Genomic DNA, 13,287 nt, shown 5'->3' on the forward strand with positions numbered 1-13,287 from the left:
CCGTCCCCCCGGTCCCGGCTCCCTCCACGGCCAGCCGTCCTCCGGTTCGGCCGCCGACGGCCGGCACGTGGGGCGCCTCCCGTTCCGCCCAGCGGCTCATCGAGCGCTTGCCTCCAGTTCCGTGCGCTGCCTGCGGCGGGCGCGTTGCAGGACCGGGTCCGGGACCGGTGCGGCGGCCACCAGGCGGCGCGTGTACGCGTGCTGCGGGCGGTCGCACACGTCGACGCTGGGGCCCTCCTCGACGATGCGCCCGTGCTGGAGGACCAGGGTGCGGGCCGCGAACTCCTTGACCACGGCGAGGTCGTGGGTGATGAACAGGTACGAGCACCCGAGGGTCCCCTGGAGCTCGGCGAGGAGGTGGAGAGCGGCGGCCTGTGTGGGTCACGTCGAGGGCGCTGGTCGGCTCGTCGCAGATGATGATCCTGGGTCGGCGGGCCACCGCCCGGGCGATGGCGATGCGCTGTCGCTGGCCTCCGCTGAACTGGGCCGGGTACCGGTCGACCGCGTCCTCGGGCAGGCCTACGCGGCGCAGCAGCTCGGCGATGCGGTCGTGGACCTCCTGGCGCGGCAACGCCGAACCGGCGAGCAGGGGTTCGGCCAGGATCCGGCCCACGGGCAGCGACGGGTTGAGGGAGCCGTAGGGGTTCTGGAAGATGGCCTGGAGGTCGGAGGAGAGCAGCCGGCGGGCCCGTCCCCTGAGGTGGGATATGTCCCGGCCGTCGAGCAGGACGCGTCCCGCGCTGACCGGGGTCAGCCCCAGGACCGCCTTGCCGATCGTGGTCTTGCCCGAGCCGGACTCACCGACGAGGGCGACCGTCTCGGCGTGTCCGACCTCGCAGGAGACGTCCTCGATGACCGTGGTCGGGGGCTTGCGGAACCCGCGGGACGGATAGCGGACCGCGAGGCCGTCGAGTCGGAGTACGGGTGTTCCGGTCACGCGATCCTGCCCTCGGTGCGAGCGATGCTGGGGGTGCTGTCGATGAGTTTCCTGGTGTAGCTGTGCCGGGGCCGGTAGAAGATGTCCTCGACCGGGCCTTCCTCCACGATCCGGCCCTGCGCCATCACGATCGCCCGGTCGCAGGTGTCGGCGACGACCCCGAGGTCGTGCGTGATCAGGATGATCGCCATGCCGCGTTCGTCGCGGAGCGTCCGGAGCAGGTCCAGGATGCCCGCCTGCACGGTGACGTCCAGTGCGGTGGTGGGTTCGTCGGCGATCAGCACCTTCGGTGAACCGGCCAGCGCCATGGCGATGGCGATGCGCTGGAGCATGCCGCCGGACAGCTCGTGCGGGTACCGCCGTGCGACGTCGTCGGGGTCGCGCAGGTGGACGCTGGTCAGCAGCTCCCGGACCCGTACCCGTACGGCGTCCTTCCCGCCGGAGGTGTCGGCGGTGCGCCGGACCACCTCGGACAGCTGGGAGCCGATGGTGAAGTAGGGGTCGAGGGCCATCATGGGTTCCTGGGAGACCAGGGCGATCTCGCGGCCGCGGATCCGCCGCAGCTCGCGTTCCGGCAGGCCGCTGATCCGGGTGCCGGCCAGCCAGGCCGAGCCGCCCGTCACGGCACCGTTGGGGGGCAGGAGTCCGAGGAGCGACAGGCCGGTGACGGTCTTGCCGCTGCCGGACTCCCCCACCAGGCCGAAGATCTCGCCCGCGCGCACGCTGAAGCTCACCGAGTCGACGACACTGCGCTGCCCTTGTCCGGTGGCGAAGGCGATCGAGTAGTCCCGGACGGTGAGCACGGCTCCGTCCGAGGGTGCTACGGCGTCCTCGGCGACGACCACGGTCTCCGGTCGCCGGATCCGGCCGCCGGTCGCGCGCTTGCGGTCCTGCTGGAGGTCGCGCAGGCCGTCGCCGAGCAGCCCGAAGGCCAGGGTCATCAGGCCCAGCACGCCTCCGGAGACCAGGAGCAGGTAGGGGTCCTGCTCCATGACCTGCGCGGCGTCGAAGACCATGCCGCCCCAGCTCGGCGCGGGTGCCGGGGTCGAGAGGCCGAGGAAGCCGAGGCCGGTCTGGATGGCGAGGGCGTTGCCCGCGAAGAGGCAGACGGGGACGAGCAGTTGGCCGGTCAGTCCGGGGATGATGTGCCGTGCCATGATCCGTGCCGAGCTGAGCCCGGAGACCCTGGCGGCGTCCACGAACAGTTCCTCGCGCAGCGCCAGGCAGGAGCCGCGGATGAGCCGGGCGAGGTTGGCGGAGGCGAAGAAGCCGAGCGTGATCATGGCGGCGGCGTTGCTCTGGTGGAAGATCGCGAGCACGGCCAGGGTGAGGATGACGGCGGGGACCGACAGCATGACGTCCAGTACGGCGACGATGACCCGGTCGGTCCAGCCGCGCAGGTAGCCGGCGACCAGGCCGAGCGTCAGGCCGAAGGTGGCGTAGACGAGGACGGCCAGGCCCACGCCGATCAGAGTGGGGCGCCCGCCATGGAGCAACCGGCTCAGGACGTCGCGGCCGAGGCCGTCGGTGCCCAGCGGATGCCCGGCCGACGGTCCGGCCTGCGCATGCAGGAGGTCCTGGGCGAGGGGCGGGTGCGGGGCCAGGAGGGGGGCGAGGACGACGGCGGTGGTGATGCCGAGGATCACCACGAGTGCCGCGGCGGTGAGAGGACGGCGCCAGATCCCCGCGAGGGGGTTGTTCCTGGCCCGCGACGAGGCCGTCGGGGGCGGCTCAACTGTGGTCATTCCGTACGCACCTTGGGGTTCAGGAGGCCGTAGAGGACGTCGACGAGGAGGTTCACCACGATCACCATGGCGGTGAAGGCGAGCGCGACTCCCTGGACGACCGGCAGGTCGTGCTGGTTGGTCGCGTTGACGACCGTGGTGCCGAGGCCCGGCAGGGTGAACACGTTCTCGATGAGGATCGTGCCGGGGATGAACGTGATCATCGTGAGGCCGAAGGTGGTCACCACCGGCAGTCCGCAACTGCGCAGCGCGTGCTTCCAGATGATGGCGGAGGGCCCGATCCCGCAGGCCCGCAGCGTTCTGATGTAGTCGAGTCCGAGGGTGGTCAGCATCGCGTCGCGGGTGACCTTGGCGATGAAGGCGATCCCGCCGATCGACAGCGCGACCACGGGCAGGACGAGGCCGGCCGCCCACTGTCCGGGGGACTCGGCGAACGGGGTGTAGCCGGTGGCGGGGAAGACGGCGAACCTGACGGCGAACAGGGCCACGAGCAGCAGGGCGATCCAGAAGTTCGGCAGCGCGCCGCCCAGCAGGGACACCACGTCGACCACGCGGCGGCTGAACCTGCCGCGCGTCGCGCTGTAGACGCCGAGGAGCACACCCACCAGAGCGGCGAGCCCGGTGCCCCCGATCACCAACGCCAGGGTCACCGGCAGCCGTTGGCCGATCAGCCCGAGCACGGACTCGTCCGTGAACAGGGAGGTGCCGAAGTCGCCGTGCAGCGCGCCGCGCAGGTAGAGGCCGTACTGCGCGATGACCGGCTGGTCGAGATGGAGTGCGGACCGCAGCGCGTCGTACTGCTCCTGCGTCGCGTTGAGGCCGAGGAGCGTGCGTGCCGGATTGCCCGGCACGAACGACTCCAGGAGGAAGGTGATCGCCGAGACGACGATCAACAGGGGGACGGACAGGGCGAGTCTACGAACAATGATCGGCAGCATCGGTCCTCGTCACCGAGAGGTCCACAGGGTGTCGGAGGTCGCGAAGGCGGTGCCCGGGACGAACTTCACGCCCTTGAGCTTCGCGTTGTACATGAGGATCGTGTCGGCGCCGGACACCGGCAGGGCGAGCGCCTTGCTCGTGATCACGTCGGTGAGGGCCTGCGCGGCCGCTCCGGCGGACTGCTTGTCGGAGGCGGCGAGCTTGGTGAACGCGGCGTCGACGTCGGCGTCCTGGACACCGAAGACGTTCATGATGCCGGTCTTGGTGAACCCCGCCTGCTGGGCGTAGAAGTTCTCGTCGCCGCCCTGGCCGGGCGAGAGCACGGTGGCCGCCTGCTTCCTGGTCAGCAGGTCATTGATCCAGCCGCCGAAGTTGGTGGCGGCGGTCAGCTTCAAGTGGACGCCCACCTTGGCGAGTTGGTCCTGTACGGCCTGGACGAGCTTGGTGGTGGAGGCATCGAAGGAGCCGTAGTTGACGGGGATGGTGAGCCCGCCGGAGTAACCGGCCTCCGCGAGCAGCTGCTTGGCCTTGGCCGGGTCGTAGTCGTACATCTGCGCGGCCTTGGCGCTGTAGCCGTCGTAACCGGGCATCGCCGGCTGCTCGACCGGGGTTCCGTAGTCGCCGTAGACCGCCTTCGTGATCGCCACCCGGTCGACGGCGTAGTTCAGCGCCTGGCGGACCCGTACGTCGGCCAGCCCCTTGACGATCTTGCCGTCGCGGTCGAGGAGGAACAGACCGGCCCAGGTGGTGGGCTTCTTGATGGTCTTGAGCGCGGAGTCGCCGGCGATGGAGGGGGCCACGTCCGGGGAGCCGTACATGAAGTCGATCTGACCCGACTTCAGCGCCTGCACCTCGGAGTTGATGTTCGGGATCACCCGGACGGTGATCTTCTTGAAGTGGATGGCGCTCTGGTCGTAGAAGTTCTTGTTGGGCAGGTAGACGTAGTGGTCGCCGGAGACCGACTGGGCGGCGCTGTAGACGTAGGGCCCGGCGCCGAAGGTCGCTGAGGCCAGCTTCTGGGGCGCCTTCAGGCCCGCGGGGCTGATGACGGCGCCACCGAGGAACGCCGGGGTGAACAGCGCTCCCATGTCCGGGTTGGGTGTGGGGCTCTTGATCACCACGGTGGAGCTGTCGGGAGTGGAGAAGACCAGGGGGCGGAAGTAGGAGGCGGACGGGCCGCTGCCCTTCTGGACGTACTTCAGCGAGGCCACGACGGCGGCGGCGGTGACGGGGGTGCCGTCCGCGAACTTCGCGCCGCCGCGCAGGTGGAGCTTGAACTCGGTGTTGCCGGTGCCGACATAGCCCCACTTGTCGGCGAGTCCGGGCGCGAGGGCGCCGTCGGAGCCGCGGGTCAGCAGGGAGGCGTAGGCCGGGTCGAGGTAGTTGACGAAGGGGCCGGTGGCTATCTGGGCCGGGTCCAGGCTGTTGGGTGCCGAGGACATGCCGATCGTCAGGGTGGCCGAACCGGAGCTGCCGGTGCCGCTGCCGTTCCCGCCGCCGCAGGCGGCGAGCGTGAGCGCTGCGACCGCTCCGATCGAGGCGTGGAGGACGGTTCTTCTCTTCATCGAGTGCTCCGTTGTGTTCGGGAGGGTGCGGCTCGGCGCATCGCTGCTCGGAGGGGAGGTCGCGCGGGTCCCGGTGGCCGGCCGAAGGGCCGTGGACGCCGTCCGAGGGCCCGGGCCGGAAGGTGGACGCCGGGGCCTGTGTCGTCTTCGGGGGCAGTGCGCCCCGAAGGTGGCTTGCACGTTTCACTTACACGTTTAATCCGGTGCCGGGTAACGTAACCGTGTCGCCCGCATTGCGCAAGGGGTCAGAGGCGACGATTCCGGCGGACCCTCCGGCCCCCGTACGGCGCTGTCAGGCGGAGGCCCGCACCAGCACCCGGAGCGGGTCCCGCAGCGGCTCGACCGGAATCCGCCTCCCGTCGAGGGCGTCGACGACGCGCCGGGCCAGCTCGCGCGCGAGCGCGTCGGTGTCGCGGACGACCGTGGTGAGCGGCGGCTGCGCCAGGGCCGCCGCGGGGGTGCCGTCGACGCCGATCACGGCGATGTCCTGCGGAACCCGCAGGCCCAGGGAGCGCAGCGCGACCAGCACGGACAGGGCGACGGCGTCGTTGAAGGCGCAGACGCCCGTCACCGGGGGTGTCGCGGCACGCCATGCCCGCACCGCCTCCACAGCGTCCTCCAGGGTGAAGGAGACGACCCGGACGTCCGGCTCCGGGAGGCCGAGTTCGGCGCACACCTTGCGTACGCCGTCCAGCCGCGACCGGGCCAGCGCACCCAGGCCGGGCAGGTCCGGGCAGGCGTAGCCGAGTCGGCGGTGCGCGGCGGCGAGGTGGCGGGCCTGTGCCGCTCCGATCGGCTCCTCCGAGACGAGCGGGGGTCTGCTACGACCGTGCGGCGAGCCGTGCACCGCCATGACGACGCCGATCCCGGCGGACCGCATGGCGTCGGCCTCGGACTCGGGGAACTCGTCCAGCGACAGCACCGCCGCAGGTGTCAGGGCCTTCCAGATCTCCCGGACGGGGCGGGCGGGCCGCGCCGCCGAATGCACCAGGAAGGTGAGCCCGTGTTCGGCGAAGGCGCCGGTCAACCGCTGGACCAGGCGGCCGAGGACATGCTCGATCGGCCAGTCGGGCAGCAGTCCGAGCACGATGTCCGAGCGGCCCTTGCGCAGTGAACGGGCCGCCGCCGAGGGGGCGTAGCCGAGCCGGGCCGCGGCTTCCCTGACCCGCAGTCTCGTCGTCTCGGAGATCTTCTGGTGCGAGGTCTCGTTGAGGACATAGCTCACGGTCGCGCGGGAGACCCCGGCCTCCTGGGCGACGTCCGCGCTGGTCACTCGTCTGTGACGGGATACCTCGCTCATGGATCTCCCTCCGGCGGACGGCCTTGTCAAAGCCGGCGGCTGCGGCTAGGTTGCCCGCTCAGAATACCTACACGTTTAAGTGGCGCGAGTAAGCAACGCGACGCGGCTTCGGGCCCGGACCGCCCGTCCCCTCAAGATCCGCCGGTCTCGCCGGTGCCGTCGACGCCGGACGCGGGACGCGTCAGCAGCTCCCCGTGGTGTCCGAGCCCTCCCCGCACCCGACACGAACCGAAAGGCAGCCGCGTGATCCGCCCTCACGAATTCCCCCACAACGGCCTGATTCTGCGCTCCACGCTGCACGTCCCCGACGGACCGGCCGGCAGCACCTGGCCGACCGCGGTGTTCGTCCACGGCTTCACCTCCAACCGGCTCGAACTGCCCGACTTCGTCGCGATGTCCCGGCTCCTCGAGGCGAACGGCATCGCCTCGGTCCGCTTCGACCTCTCGGGGCACGGCGAGAGCGACGGCACGTTCTTCGACGTGACCATCAGCGGCGAGATCGCCGAGACGCGCGCGGTGCTGGAGGCCGTGCGGTCGCTCGACTTCGTGGATCCCGGGCGGATCGGCCTGGTCGGTATGAGCATGGGAGGTGTGGTCGCAGGGATCGTCGCCGCGGAGGAACCGGACATCGCCGCCCTGTGCCTGTGGTCCCCGGCGGCGGTCGCCCCCTTCGAGATCGGCCGTGGCTACCTCAAGGGACGCAGCCTCGCGGCGGAGATCGAGGAGAAGGGCTGGTTCGACGCCGACGGCCACCGGATGAGTGCCGCGCTCATCGAGGATCTCGCCGGACTCGACGTCTACGGACGGTCCGGCGCCTATCTCGGCCCGGTCCACATCCTGCACGGCACCAAGGACGAGATCGCTCCCCTGGAGTACGTCCGGCGCTATCTCGACCACTACGACGGCAACGCCGAACTGGAGGTCGTCGACGGCGCGGACCACGCGTGGGGCAGCGTCCCGCATCGCACCACGCTGCATGAGTCGACCTTGCGATTCCTCCGGAGGCACTTGCGGTCATGACGACGCCGAGCTCGACCGACGGGTCCTTCGACGCGGAGGTCGACTCCAGCCGCTCCTTCGCCGCACCGGCCATCGGCGGGTGGACGGCGTGGAGCGAGCCCGCCCGTGGAGGCCGCGCCCCTCGACGACGCGGACTGGACGGCCCGTCCGAGCGACACCTTGACGGTGGACCTGTCGCTGCCATCGGGGACCACCGGCCGGTTCAGCGCGCCCAGCGGATGGCGCCGCACGACCGGGGCCGACCCGCTCGTATCCGAACGGCACCGCCTGGTCCTCCGCTCCGGCTCCTGACAGGAGGTCCCTGCCGCAGAACGTCCTGGCCCCCGGCGGCAGCTCGGATGTGGGGCACCCAGGGGCGCGTTTTACGATGGCGCTGCGTACTGCAGGGGATGAGGAGTGGATCATGCGGCGGTTGGGCGACCTCGAGGCGGAGATCATGGACCGTCTCTGGCGATGGCAGCGCCCGGCCACGGTGCGGGAGATCGTCGACGACATCAACGAGGAGCGCCCGCTCGCCTACACCACCGTCATGACCGTGACGAACATCCTCTACACCAAGGGCTGGCTGCTGCGCACCAAGCAGGGCCGGGCCTGGCTGTACACGCCGGTCCGCAGCCGTGAGGAGTACGCGGCGGCGCTCATGGAGGACGCGCTCGGCACGAGCGAGGACCGCCCGGTGGCTCTGGCCCACTTCGTCCAGCAGATGGATCCCGACGAGATCAGCGCTCTGCGCAAGGCCTTGCGCACGGTGGGGCGGCAGGCCGAGTCGTGAACGCGGCGCCGGCCCTGCTCGGGTACACGGCAGGGGTCGGTCTCCTCGCGCCGCGGCTGATGCTGCGCAGCGCCTGGCCGCACCGAGCACCGGCGCTGGCCGTGGCCGTGTGGCACGGACTGACCGTGTCGTTCACCGTCGCCGCCGCCCTGGCCGCTTACCACCTGGCCGCACCCTCCGAGCATCTGCACGCCGACTTGATCGCCGTACTGCATTCCTGCGGTCTGGCCCCTACGGCCGGCGCCCCTGACCCCACCGTCGCCGACCGCTCGGCGATCGCTCTGCCGCTCTCGGTCGCGCTGGTCGTGCTGGGTGCCTTCGTCCTCGAAGTGCTCCGTGGCCGCCGCGCGCGCTGCCGCCACCGGGAGGTTCTGGACCTGGTGGGGCGACGCTCGCCGCACCTGCGCGCCACCGTCCTCGAACATGACCTGCCCGCGGTGTACTGCCTCCCCGGGTACAAGCCGCGGGTGGTGGTCAGTGCGGGCGCGCTGCGACTGCTGTCGCCGGGGCAGTTGGAGGCCGTGCTCGAACACGAGCGTTCCCACATCGCGGGCCGGCACCACCTGGTGATGGCCGCCGCGCAGGCGTTCGCCCGGGTCTTCCGACGTCTTCCGCTCGCCCGCCACGCGAAGGAGCAGACGTCCGTGCTCCTGGAGATGATCGCCGACGACCGTGCGCTGCGCCGCCGGTCCCGCGAGGAACTGGCCACCGCCCTGTACGAGATGGCGGCGGCGAAGTCCGCCCCGGCGGGCGCGTTCGCGGCGGGCGGTCCGAGCGCGGTGGTCCGGATGCGCCGGGTGCTCACACCCCAGCGGCGGCCGCACGTCGTGCTCCGCGGGACTGTTGCGGCAGCGGCAGTGGTGGTGCCGGTGGTACCGCTGCTGTTCGGGTGCGTACCCACCATCGGATAACCGGGCGAACGCGGCTCTTTCCGGCTCCGGATTGCCGCCTCATCTACGAACCTACTAAGTTGATAGCGCATTTGATCGAAGCCACGGCACCGTCCGGTACGTGTTCCGTCGCCCGCGTGGGCACACAGAGGAGTTGTCGAACGATGGGAAGCCACCGCCGACCGAAGCCGCCGACTCGTCCCCGGCTGGCCGTCCTGGCCGCCTCGGCGGGAGCGTTCTCCCTGTTGTCGACCGCGCAGAGCCAGGCCGAACCGAAGCCCTCCGTCGAGAAGGTCCGCCAGGAGGTCGAGGAGCTGTACCACGACTCCGAGGCCGGCACCGAGGAGTACAACTCCGCCCGGGGGAAGAAGGCGAGCCTTCAGAAGGCCGCCAACGACGCCCAGGAACAGGTGGCCGCGCAGCAGGCCCAGGTCAACGAGATACGCGCCGCGATGGGCCCGGTGGCCGCCTCGCAGTACCGGGACGGCGGCTTGGACCCGAGCCTGCGGCTCTTCCTGTCGGCCGACCCCGATGACTATCTGTCACAGGCGGAGCTGCTGGACCGCACGAGCTCCCGGCAGACCTCCCTGCTCCGCAGCCTTGAGCAGAAGCAACGGGAACTCGCCCAGACGCGTGCCGAGGCGTGGGAGAAGCTCGAGGCGGCCCGTGAGGCCCAGGAGCAGATGGCCGAGCGGAAGCTGGAGATTCAGAGCAAGCTCCGCAAGGCCCAGAAGCTCCTGAACAGCCTCACCGCCGAGCAACGCGCCGAACTCAGGGCCGCAGAAGCCGAGGCCGACCGAGCCTCCGGCAGCAGCGACGGCGCCGCCACCTACAACGGGCCCGCCAGTGGCCGCGCCAGGACCGCGCTCGAATTCGCCTACGCGCAGCTCGGCAAGCCCTACGAATGGGGCTCGACCGGCCCCGGCTCCTACGACTGCTCGGGCCTGACCGGTGCTTCCTGGCGGGCCGCCGGCGTCTCGCTGCCCCGGACGGTCAACGAGCAGTACAACGCGGGCCGGAAGGTCGCCCGCGCGGACCTCCAGCCCGGCGACGTCATCTACTGGTACAACAACAGCCAGCACAACGGCCTTTACGTGGGGAACGGCAAGGCCATCCATGCCCCGCGCACCGGCAAGAACATCGAGATCACCAACCTCGACTCCATGCCCTTCTTCGCCGCCACGCGGCCCTGAACGGCGAAGCGCTCCTGTAGAGGTCGCCCGCCGCCCCCGCCCGTCTCGTCCTCCGTTCGTTCACATACGCTGACCGAGCGGAGGCGGAGGCGGAGGCGGAGAATGACTTTTCGGCGGCGGACCGGAGCCGTGGCGCTGGGTCTGCTGATGGCCCTGGCCACGCTGTTCGGCGTGGCCTGCCTGTGCGTTCAGGGGCCCGCGACGCCCCCTGAACACACTGCCGTCGCCGCGGCCACCTCCGCGGTGCCCCAGGAGCACGTCTGCCCCTCCCCCGTCCACCGTCGCTGCGGCGCCGACGCCGCCGTCGCCACACCCGCGACCGGGCCCGGGTCGCACCCCCAGCCGCTCGTCCTCCCGACCCGCGTGGACACCCGGCCGCCGGTGGCCTTCCCTGCCGGCACCTCATATGCGGCGGGCCCTCGTGCCCCCGATCTTCATGTGCTCCAGGTGCTGCGGACCTAGAGCGGATGCCCTTCCCCACTGATCAACGGCATCCGTCAATCTCCGCTGCACACAAGGAACTTCACCATGGCCTCCGTCAACTCCAGAAGCACGCCCTCAGGCAAGAAGAAGGGCCAGAACACCAACAAGTCCAAGGCCGAGGCGCGCCGCGCCCGCATAGAGGAGCAGCGGCGCGCCGAGCGGGCCCGCGAACGCCGTAACCGGGCCATCACCATCGCCGTGTCCACCGCGATCCTCGTCGGACTGGTGGCCGGCAGCTGGTATCTGATCGGCGCCGCCGACGAGAAGGAACGGCAGCAAGCCGCCCCGGTCTCCGGCGAGAAGACGTGGTCGAAGCTGAGCCAGACCCACGTCGACACGAAGGTCGAGTACCCCATGACCCCGCCGGTCGGCGGCAATCACTCGTCCGTCTGGCAGAACTGCAACGGCGACGTCTACACCCAGCCCCTCCAGAACGAGAACGCCGTGCACGCCCTGGAGCACGGGGCGGTCTGGATCACCTACAACGACGAGGCGGCCGACGCCGACGTCAAGGCGCTCGCCGACAAGGTCGCCAGGACGCCGTACACGCTGATGAGCCCCTATGCGGACCAGTCGTCCCCGATCACCCTGAGCGCCTGGGGCCATCAGCTGAACGTGGCGAAGCACTCCGATCCCCGGGTCGCCGAGTTCCTCGACAAGTACGTCCAGGGCGCGCAGACTCCCGAGCCCGGCGCCGCCTGCACCGGCGGCAAGTCCTCGTAGCCGATCCACTGTTACCGGGGCCGACCGAAACAGTCGGCCCCGGCACGGGCGGCGCGTCAGAGGTCAGGTCCGGTAGGCGACCAGTGCCATCATGCCGACTTCGCCGTGGTAGGCGTTGTGGCAGTGGAGCATCCACCGGCCGGGGTTGTCGGCGTCGAAGAGGACGGACAGCTTCTTCTTCGGCAGCACGATCGCGGTGTCCTTGCGCGGGCCGGTGTCGCCGAGCTGGTAGGTGTGGCCGTGCAGGTGCATCGGGTGCCACATCGCGGTGGTGTTGACGAAGTCCAGCCGGACCCGCTGCCCTTCCTCGACCGTGAGCGGATGCGCGTCCGGGTCGCCCATGTCGTAGGCCTTGCCGTTGATCGCCCAGTTGTACGTGCCCATGCCGCCGGTCAGTTCGACGCGGTGCACCCGGTCCACCTTCCTGGACGGCAGGCGGACGTCGTCGTCCGCGCGCAGCTGGGACGCCGTCAGGATCCTGCCGTTCAGTTCCTTCGGGCGGACGGCCGGGTCCGGCGCGCTGCCCGATCCCGTGCGGACCAGGGCCATGCCGGTGGCGTCCTTGCCCTCGGCCAGCGCGACGAGCGGGAAGACGCCGTCCCCGAGGGTGACCAGGACGTCGTACCGCTCCCCCATCCCGATCAGCAGGGCGTCGACCTGCTGGTGCGCCACGGGGTAGCCGTCGGTGTGGGTGAGGGTCAGCCGGTGACCGCCGAGCGCCACCCGGTACGCGGTGTCGCCGCCCGCGTTGATGATGCGCAGCCGGACGCGCCTGCCGGGCTTGCCCCGGAAGACGGCGGGGTCGGCGGGGACGCGGCCGTTGACGAGGTGGTACGGGTACTTCACGTCGCCGGCGTCCCCGCCGAGCAGTTCGCTCTCGGCGCCCATCAGCATGAACTTCATCGACATACCGTCGGACGAGGGTGAGGCGGAGGGGGACGCCGAGTCCTCCCCCATGTCCATGCCGTCCATCTCCATGCCGTCCATCTCCATGCCGCCCATGTCCATGCCGCCCATGTCCATGCTTCCCATGCCGTGCCGGAGCTCGGCGAGGACCTCGTCGGGGGTGCCGGTGACTCCGTCGACCCAGTCGTCGAGGACGACGACCCATTCCTCGTCGTACGACAGCGGTTCCCCGGGGTCCTCGACGATGAGCGGGGCGTACAGGCCCCGGTCGAGCTGGACGCCGACGTGGGGGTGGAAGAAGTAGGTGCCGGGGGCGTCGGCGATGAAGCGGTAGGTGAGGTTGGCGCCCGCGCGTACGGCCTGCTGGGTCACCGGAGGGACACCGTCCATGTCGTTGCGCATGGCGATGCCGTGCCAGTGGATCGACGTGGTGGTCCGGTTCGGGAGCTGGTTGGAGAGTTCCGCGGCGAGGGTGTCGCCGGTGGACAGACGGATCTCCTTGCCGGGGACCTGACCGCTGAAGGCCCAGCTCCTGGCCATGACCCCGGCGCCGAGGTCGAGCAGGGCGGGCGCCGCGGTCAGGTTCACGTGCCGCGTCCGGCCGGTGCCCTTCCGCTTCCTCTCCGCTGCGGCGACCGCGGACCCGGAGGGGCTGACCAGGCCATGCGTGGTTTCGGAGCCGCTGCTGCACGCGGCGAGCGCGCCGGCGCCCGCGACGCCGAGCCCGGCGAGCAGGACGGAGCGGCGGTTGATGCTGTTCATGGGTGTCCTCGATCTCAGTGTGCGCACAAGGGAGTTGGCGTGCCGGTACGGC

The 13,287-nt window shown here is 70.7% G+C and carries 13 protein-coding genes and 1 pseudogene; 7 read left to right on the forward strand and 7 right to left on the reverse strand.

Annotated features, from left to right (window positions below; all coding sequences use genetic code 11):
* Positions 1-96: 96 nt before the first annotated feature.
* The 6 genes and pseudogenes from ACFULQ_RS13385 to ACFULQ_RS13410 form a co-directional block, all read right to left on the reverse strand.
* Positions 97-294 carry a hypothetical protein gene (locus ACFULQ_RS13385; protein WP_383542380.1) on the reverse strand — a complete coding sequence of 66 codons (198 nt, stop codon included), beginning with the start codon at positions 292-294 and terminating at the stop codon, positions 97-99.
* 160 nt (positions 295-454) lie between these two features.
* A pseudogene (locus ACFULQ_RS13390) lies at positions 455-937 on the reverse strand (ATP-binding cassette domain-containing protein); the annotation flags it as partial.
* On the reverse strand, positions 934-2,682 hold the full coding sequence (locus ACFULQ_RS13395; protein WP_383542383.1) for a dipeptide/oligopeptide/nickel ABC transporter permease/ATP-binding protein: 1,749 nt from the start codon (positions 2,680-2,682) through the stop codon (positions 934-936). The gene ACFULQ_RS13395 and the pseudogene ACFULQ_RS13390, both read right to left, overlap by 4 nt.
* Positions 2,679-3,620: an ABC transporter permease gene (locus tag ACFULQ_RS13400; protein WP_383542386.1), complete on the reverse strand. Its 942-nt coding sequence runs from the start codon at positions 3,618-3,620 to the stop codon at positions 2,679-2,681. The genes ACFULQ_RS13395 and ACFULQ_RS13400 overlap by 4 nt, the downstream gene beginning before the upstream one ends.
* 9 nt (positions 3,621-3,629) lie before the next feature.
* Complete coding sequence (locus ACFULQ_RS13405) at positions 3,630-5,186, reverse strand: ABC transporter substrate-binding protein (RefSeq protein ID WP_383542389.1); 1,557 nt, start codon at positions 5,184-5,186, stop codon at positions 3,630-3,632.
* 292 nt (positions 5,187-5,478) lie between these two features.
* The gene (locus ACFULQ_RS13410) at positions 5,479-6,486 is read right to left on the reverse strand and encodes a LacI family DNA-binding transcriptional regulator (protein WP_383542392.1); all 1,008 of its coding nucleotides are present in this window, start codon (positions 6,484-6,486) and stop codon (positions 5,479-5,481) included.
* Positions 6,487-6,729: 243 nt separating this feature from the next.
* On the opposite strand from ACFULQ_RS13410, the gene ACFULQ_RS13415 reads away from it, so the two are divergent.
* The 7 genes from ACFULQ_RS13415 (at position 6,730) to ACFULQ_RS13445 (ending at position 11,567) form a co-directional block, all read left to right on the forward strand.
* Entirely contained in the window at positions 6,730-7,506 is a 777-nt protein-coding gene (locus ACFULQ_RS13415) for an alpha/beta hydrolase (protein WP_383542395.1), read from the forward strand.
* A gap of 105 nt (positions 7,507-7,611) precedes the next feature.
* Complete coding sequence (locus ACFULQ_RS13420; protein WP_383542397.1) at positions 7,612-7,797, forward strand: hypothetical protein; 186 nt, start codon at positions 7,612-7,614, stop codon at positions 7,795-7,797.
* Between the two features lie 112 nt (positions 7,798-7,909).
* The gene (locus ACFULQ_RS13425; protein WP_383542399.1) at positions 7,910-8,278 is read left to right on the forward strand and encodes a BlaI/MecI/CopY family transcriptional regulator; all 369 of its coding nucleotides are present in this window, start codon (positions 7,910-7,912) and stop codon (positions 8,276-8,278) included.
* Positions 8,275-9,189 (forward strand): M56 family metallopeptidase, encoded by a 915-nt coding sequence (locus ACFULQ_RS13430; protein WP_383542401.1) that lies wholly within the window; start codon positions 8,275-8,277, stop codon positions 9,187-9,189. Before ACFULQ_RS13425 ends, ACFULQ_RS13430 begins: the two co-directional genes overlap by 4 nt.
* Positions 9,190-9,332: 143 nt before the next feature.
* Complete coding sequence (locus ACFULQ_RS13435) at positions 9,333-10,361, forward strand: NlpC/P60 family protein (RefSeq protein ID WP_383542404.1); 1,029 nt, start codon at positions 9,333-9,335, stop codon at positions 10,359-10,361.
* Between the two features lie 102 nt (positions 10,362-10,463).
* Entirely contained in the window at positions 10,464-10,823 is a 360-nt protein-coding gene (locus ACFULQ_RS13440; protein WP_383542406.1) for a hypothetical protein, read from the forward strand.
* A 66-nt stretch (positions 10,824-10,889) separates the two neighbouring features.
* A complete protein-coding gene (locus ACFULQ_RS13445) occupies positions 10,890-11,567 on the forward strand; it encodes a DUF3105 domain-containing protein (RefSeq protein WP_383542408.1) in 678 nt (225 codons plus the stop codon).
* A gap of 63 nt (positions 11,568-11,630) precedes the next feature.
* Here ACFULQ_RS13445 and ACFULQ_RS13450 read toward each other — a convergent pair whose 3' ends face one another.
* Positions 11,631-13,235, reverse strand: coding sequence for a multicopper oxidase family protein (locus ACFULQ_RS13450; protein WP_383542411.1), 1,605 nt, complete (start codon positions 13,233-13,235; stop codon positions 11,631-11,633).
* Between the last annotated feature and the right edge of the window lie 52 nt (positions 13,236-13,287).

This window comes from Streptomyces sp. NPDC057253 (assembly GCF_042669125.1).
Taxonomy (GTDB): Bacteria; Actinomycetota; Actinomycetes; order Streptomycetales; family Streptomycetaceae; genus Streptomyces.

Excerpts from the sequence above, each read along its gene's own strand:
- ACFULQ_RS13395 (WP_383542383.1), bottom strand. The coding sequence starts at position 2,682 with ATGACCACAGTTGAGCCGCCCCCGACGGCCTCGTCGCGGGCCAGGAAC.
- ACFULQ_RS13400 (WP_383542386.1), bottom strand. The coding sequence starts at position 3,620 with ATGCTGCCGATCATTGTTCGTAGACTCGCCCTGTCCGTCCCCCTGTTG.
- ACFULQ_RS13405 (WP_383542389.1), bottom strand. The coding sequence starts at position 5,186 with ATGAAGAGAAGAACCGTCCTCCACGCCTCGATCGGAGCGGTCGCAGCG.
- ACFULQ_RS13410 (WP_383542392.1), bottom strand. The coding sequence starts at position 6,486 with ATGAGCGAGGTATCCCGTCACAGACGAGTGACCAGCGCGGACGTCGCC.
- ACFULQ_RS13425 (WP_383542399.1), top strand. The coding sequence starts at position 7,910 with ATGCGGCGGTTGGGCGACCTCGAGGCGGAGATCATGGACCGTCTCTGG.
- ACFULQ_RS13435 (WP_383542404.1), top strand. The coding sequence starts at position 9,333 with ATGGGAAGCCACCGCCGACCGAAGCCGCCGACTCGTCCCCGGCTGGCC.
- ACFULQ_RS13440 (WP_383542406.1), top strand. The coding sequence starts at position 10,464 with ATGACTTTTCGGCGGCGGACCGGAGCCGTGGCGCTGGGTCTGCTGATG.
- ACFULQ_RS13445 (WP_383542408.1), top strand. The coding sequence starts at position 10,890 with ATGGCCTCCGTCAACTCCAGAAGCACGCCCTCAGGCAAGAAGAAGGGC.
- ACFULQ_RS13450 (WP_383542411.1), bottom strand. The coding sequence starts at position 13,235 with ATGAACAGCATCAACCGCCGCTCCGTCCTGCTCGCCGGGCTCGGCGTC.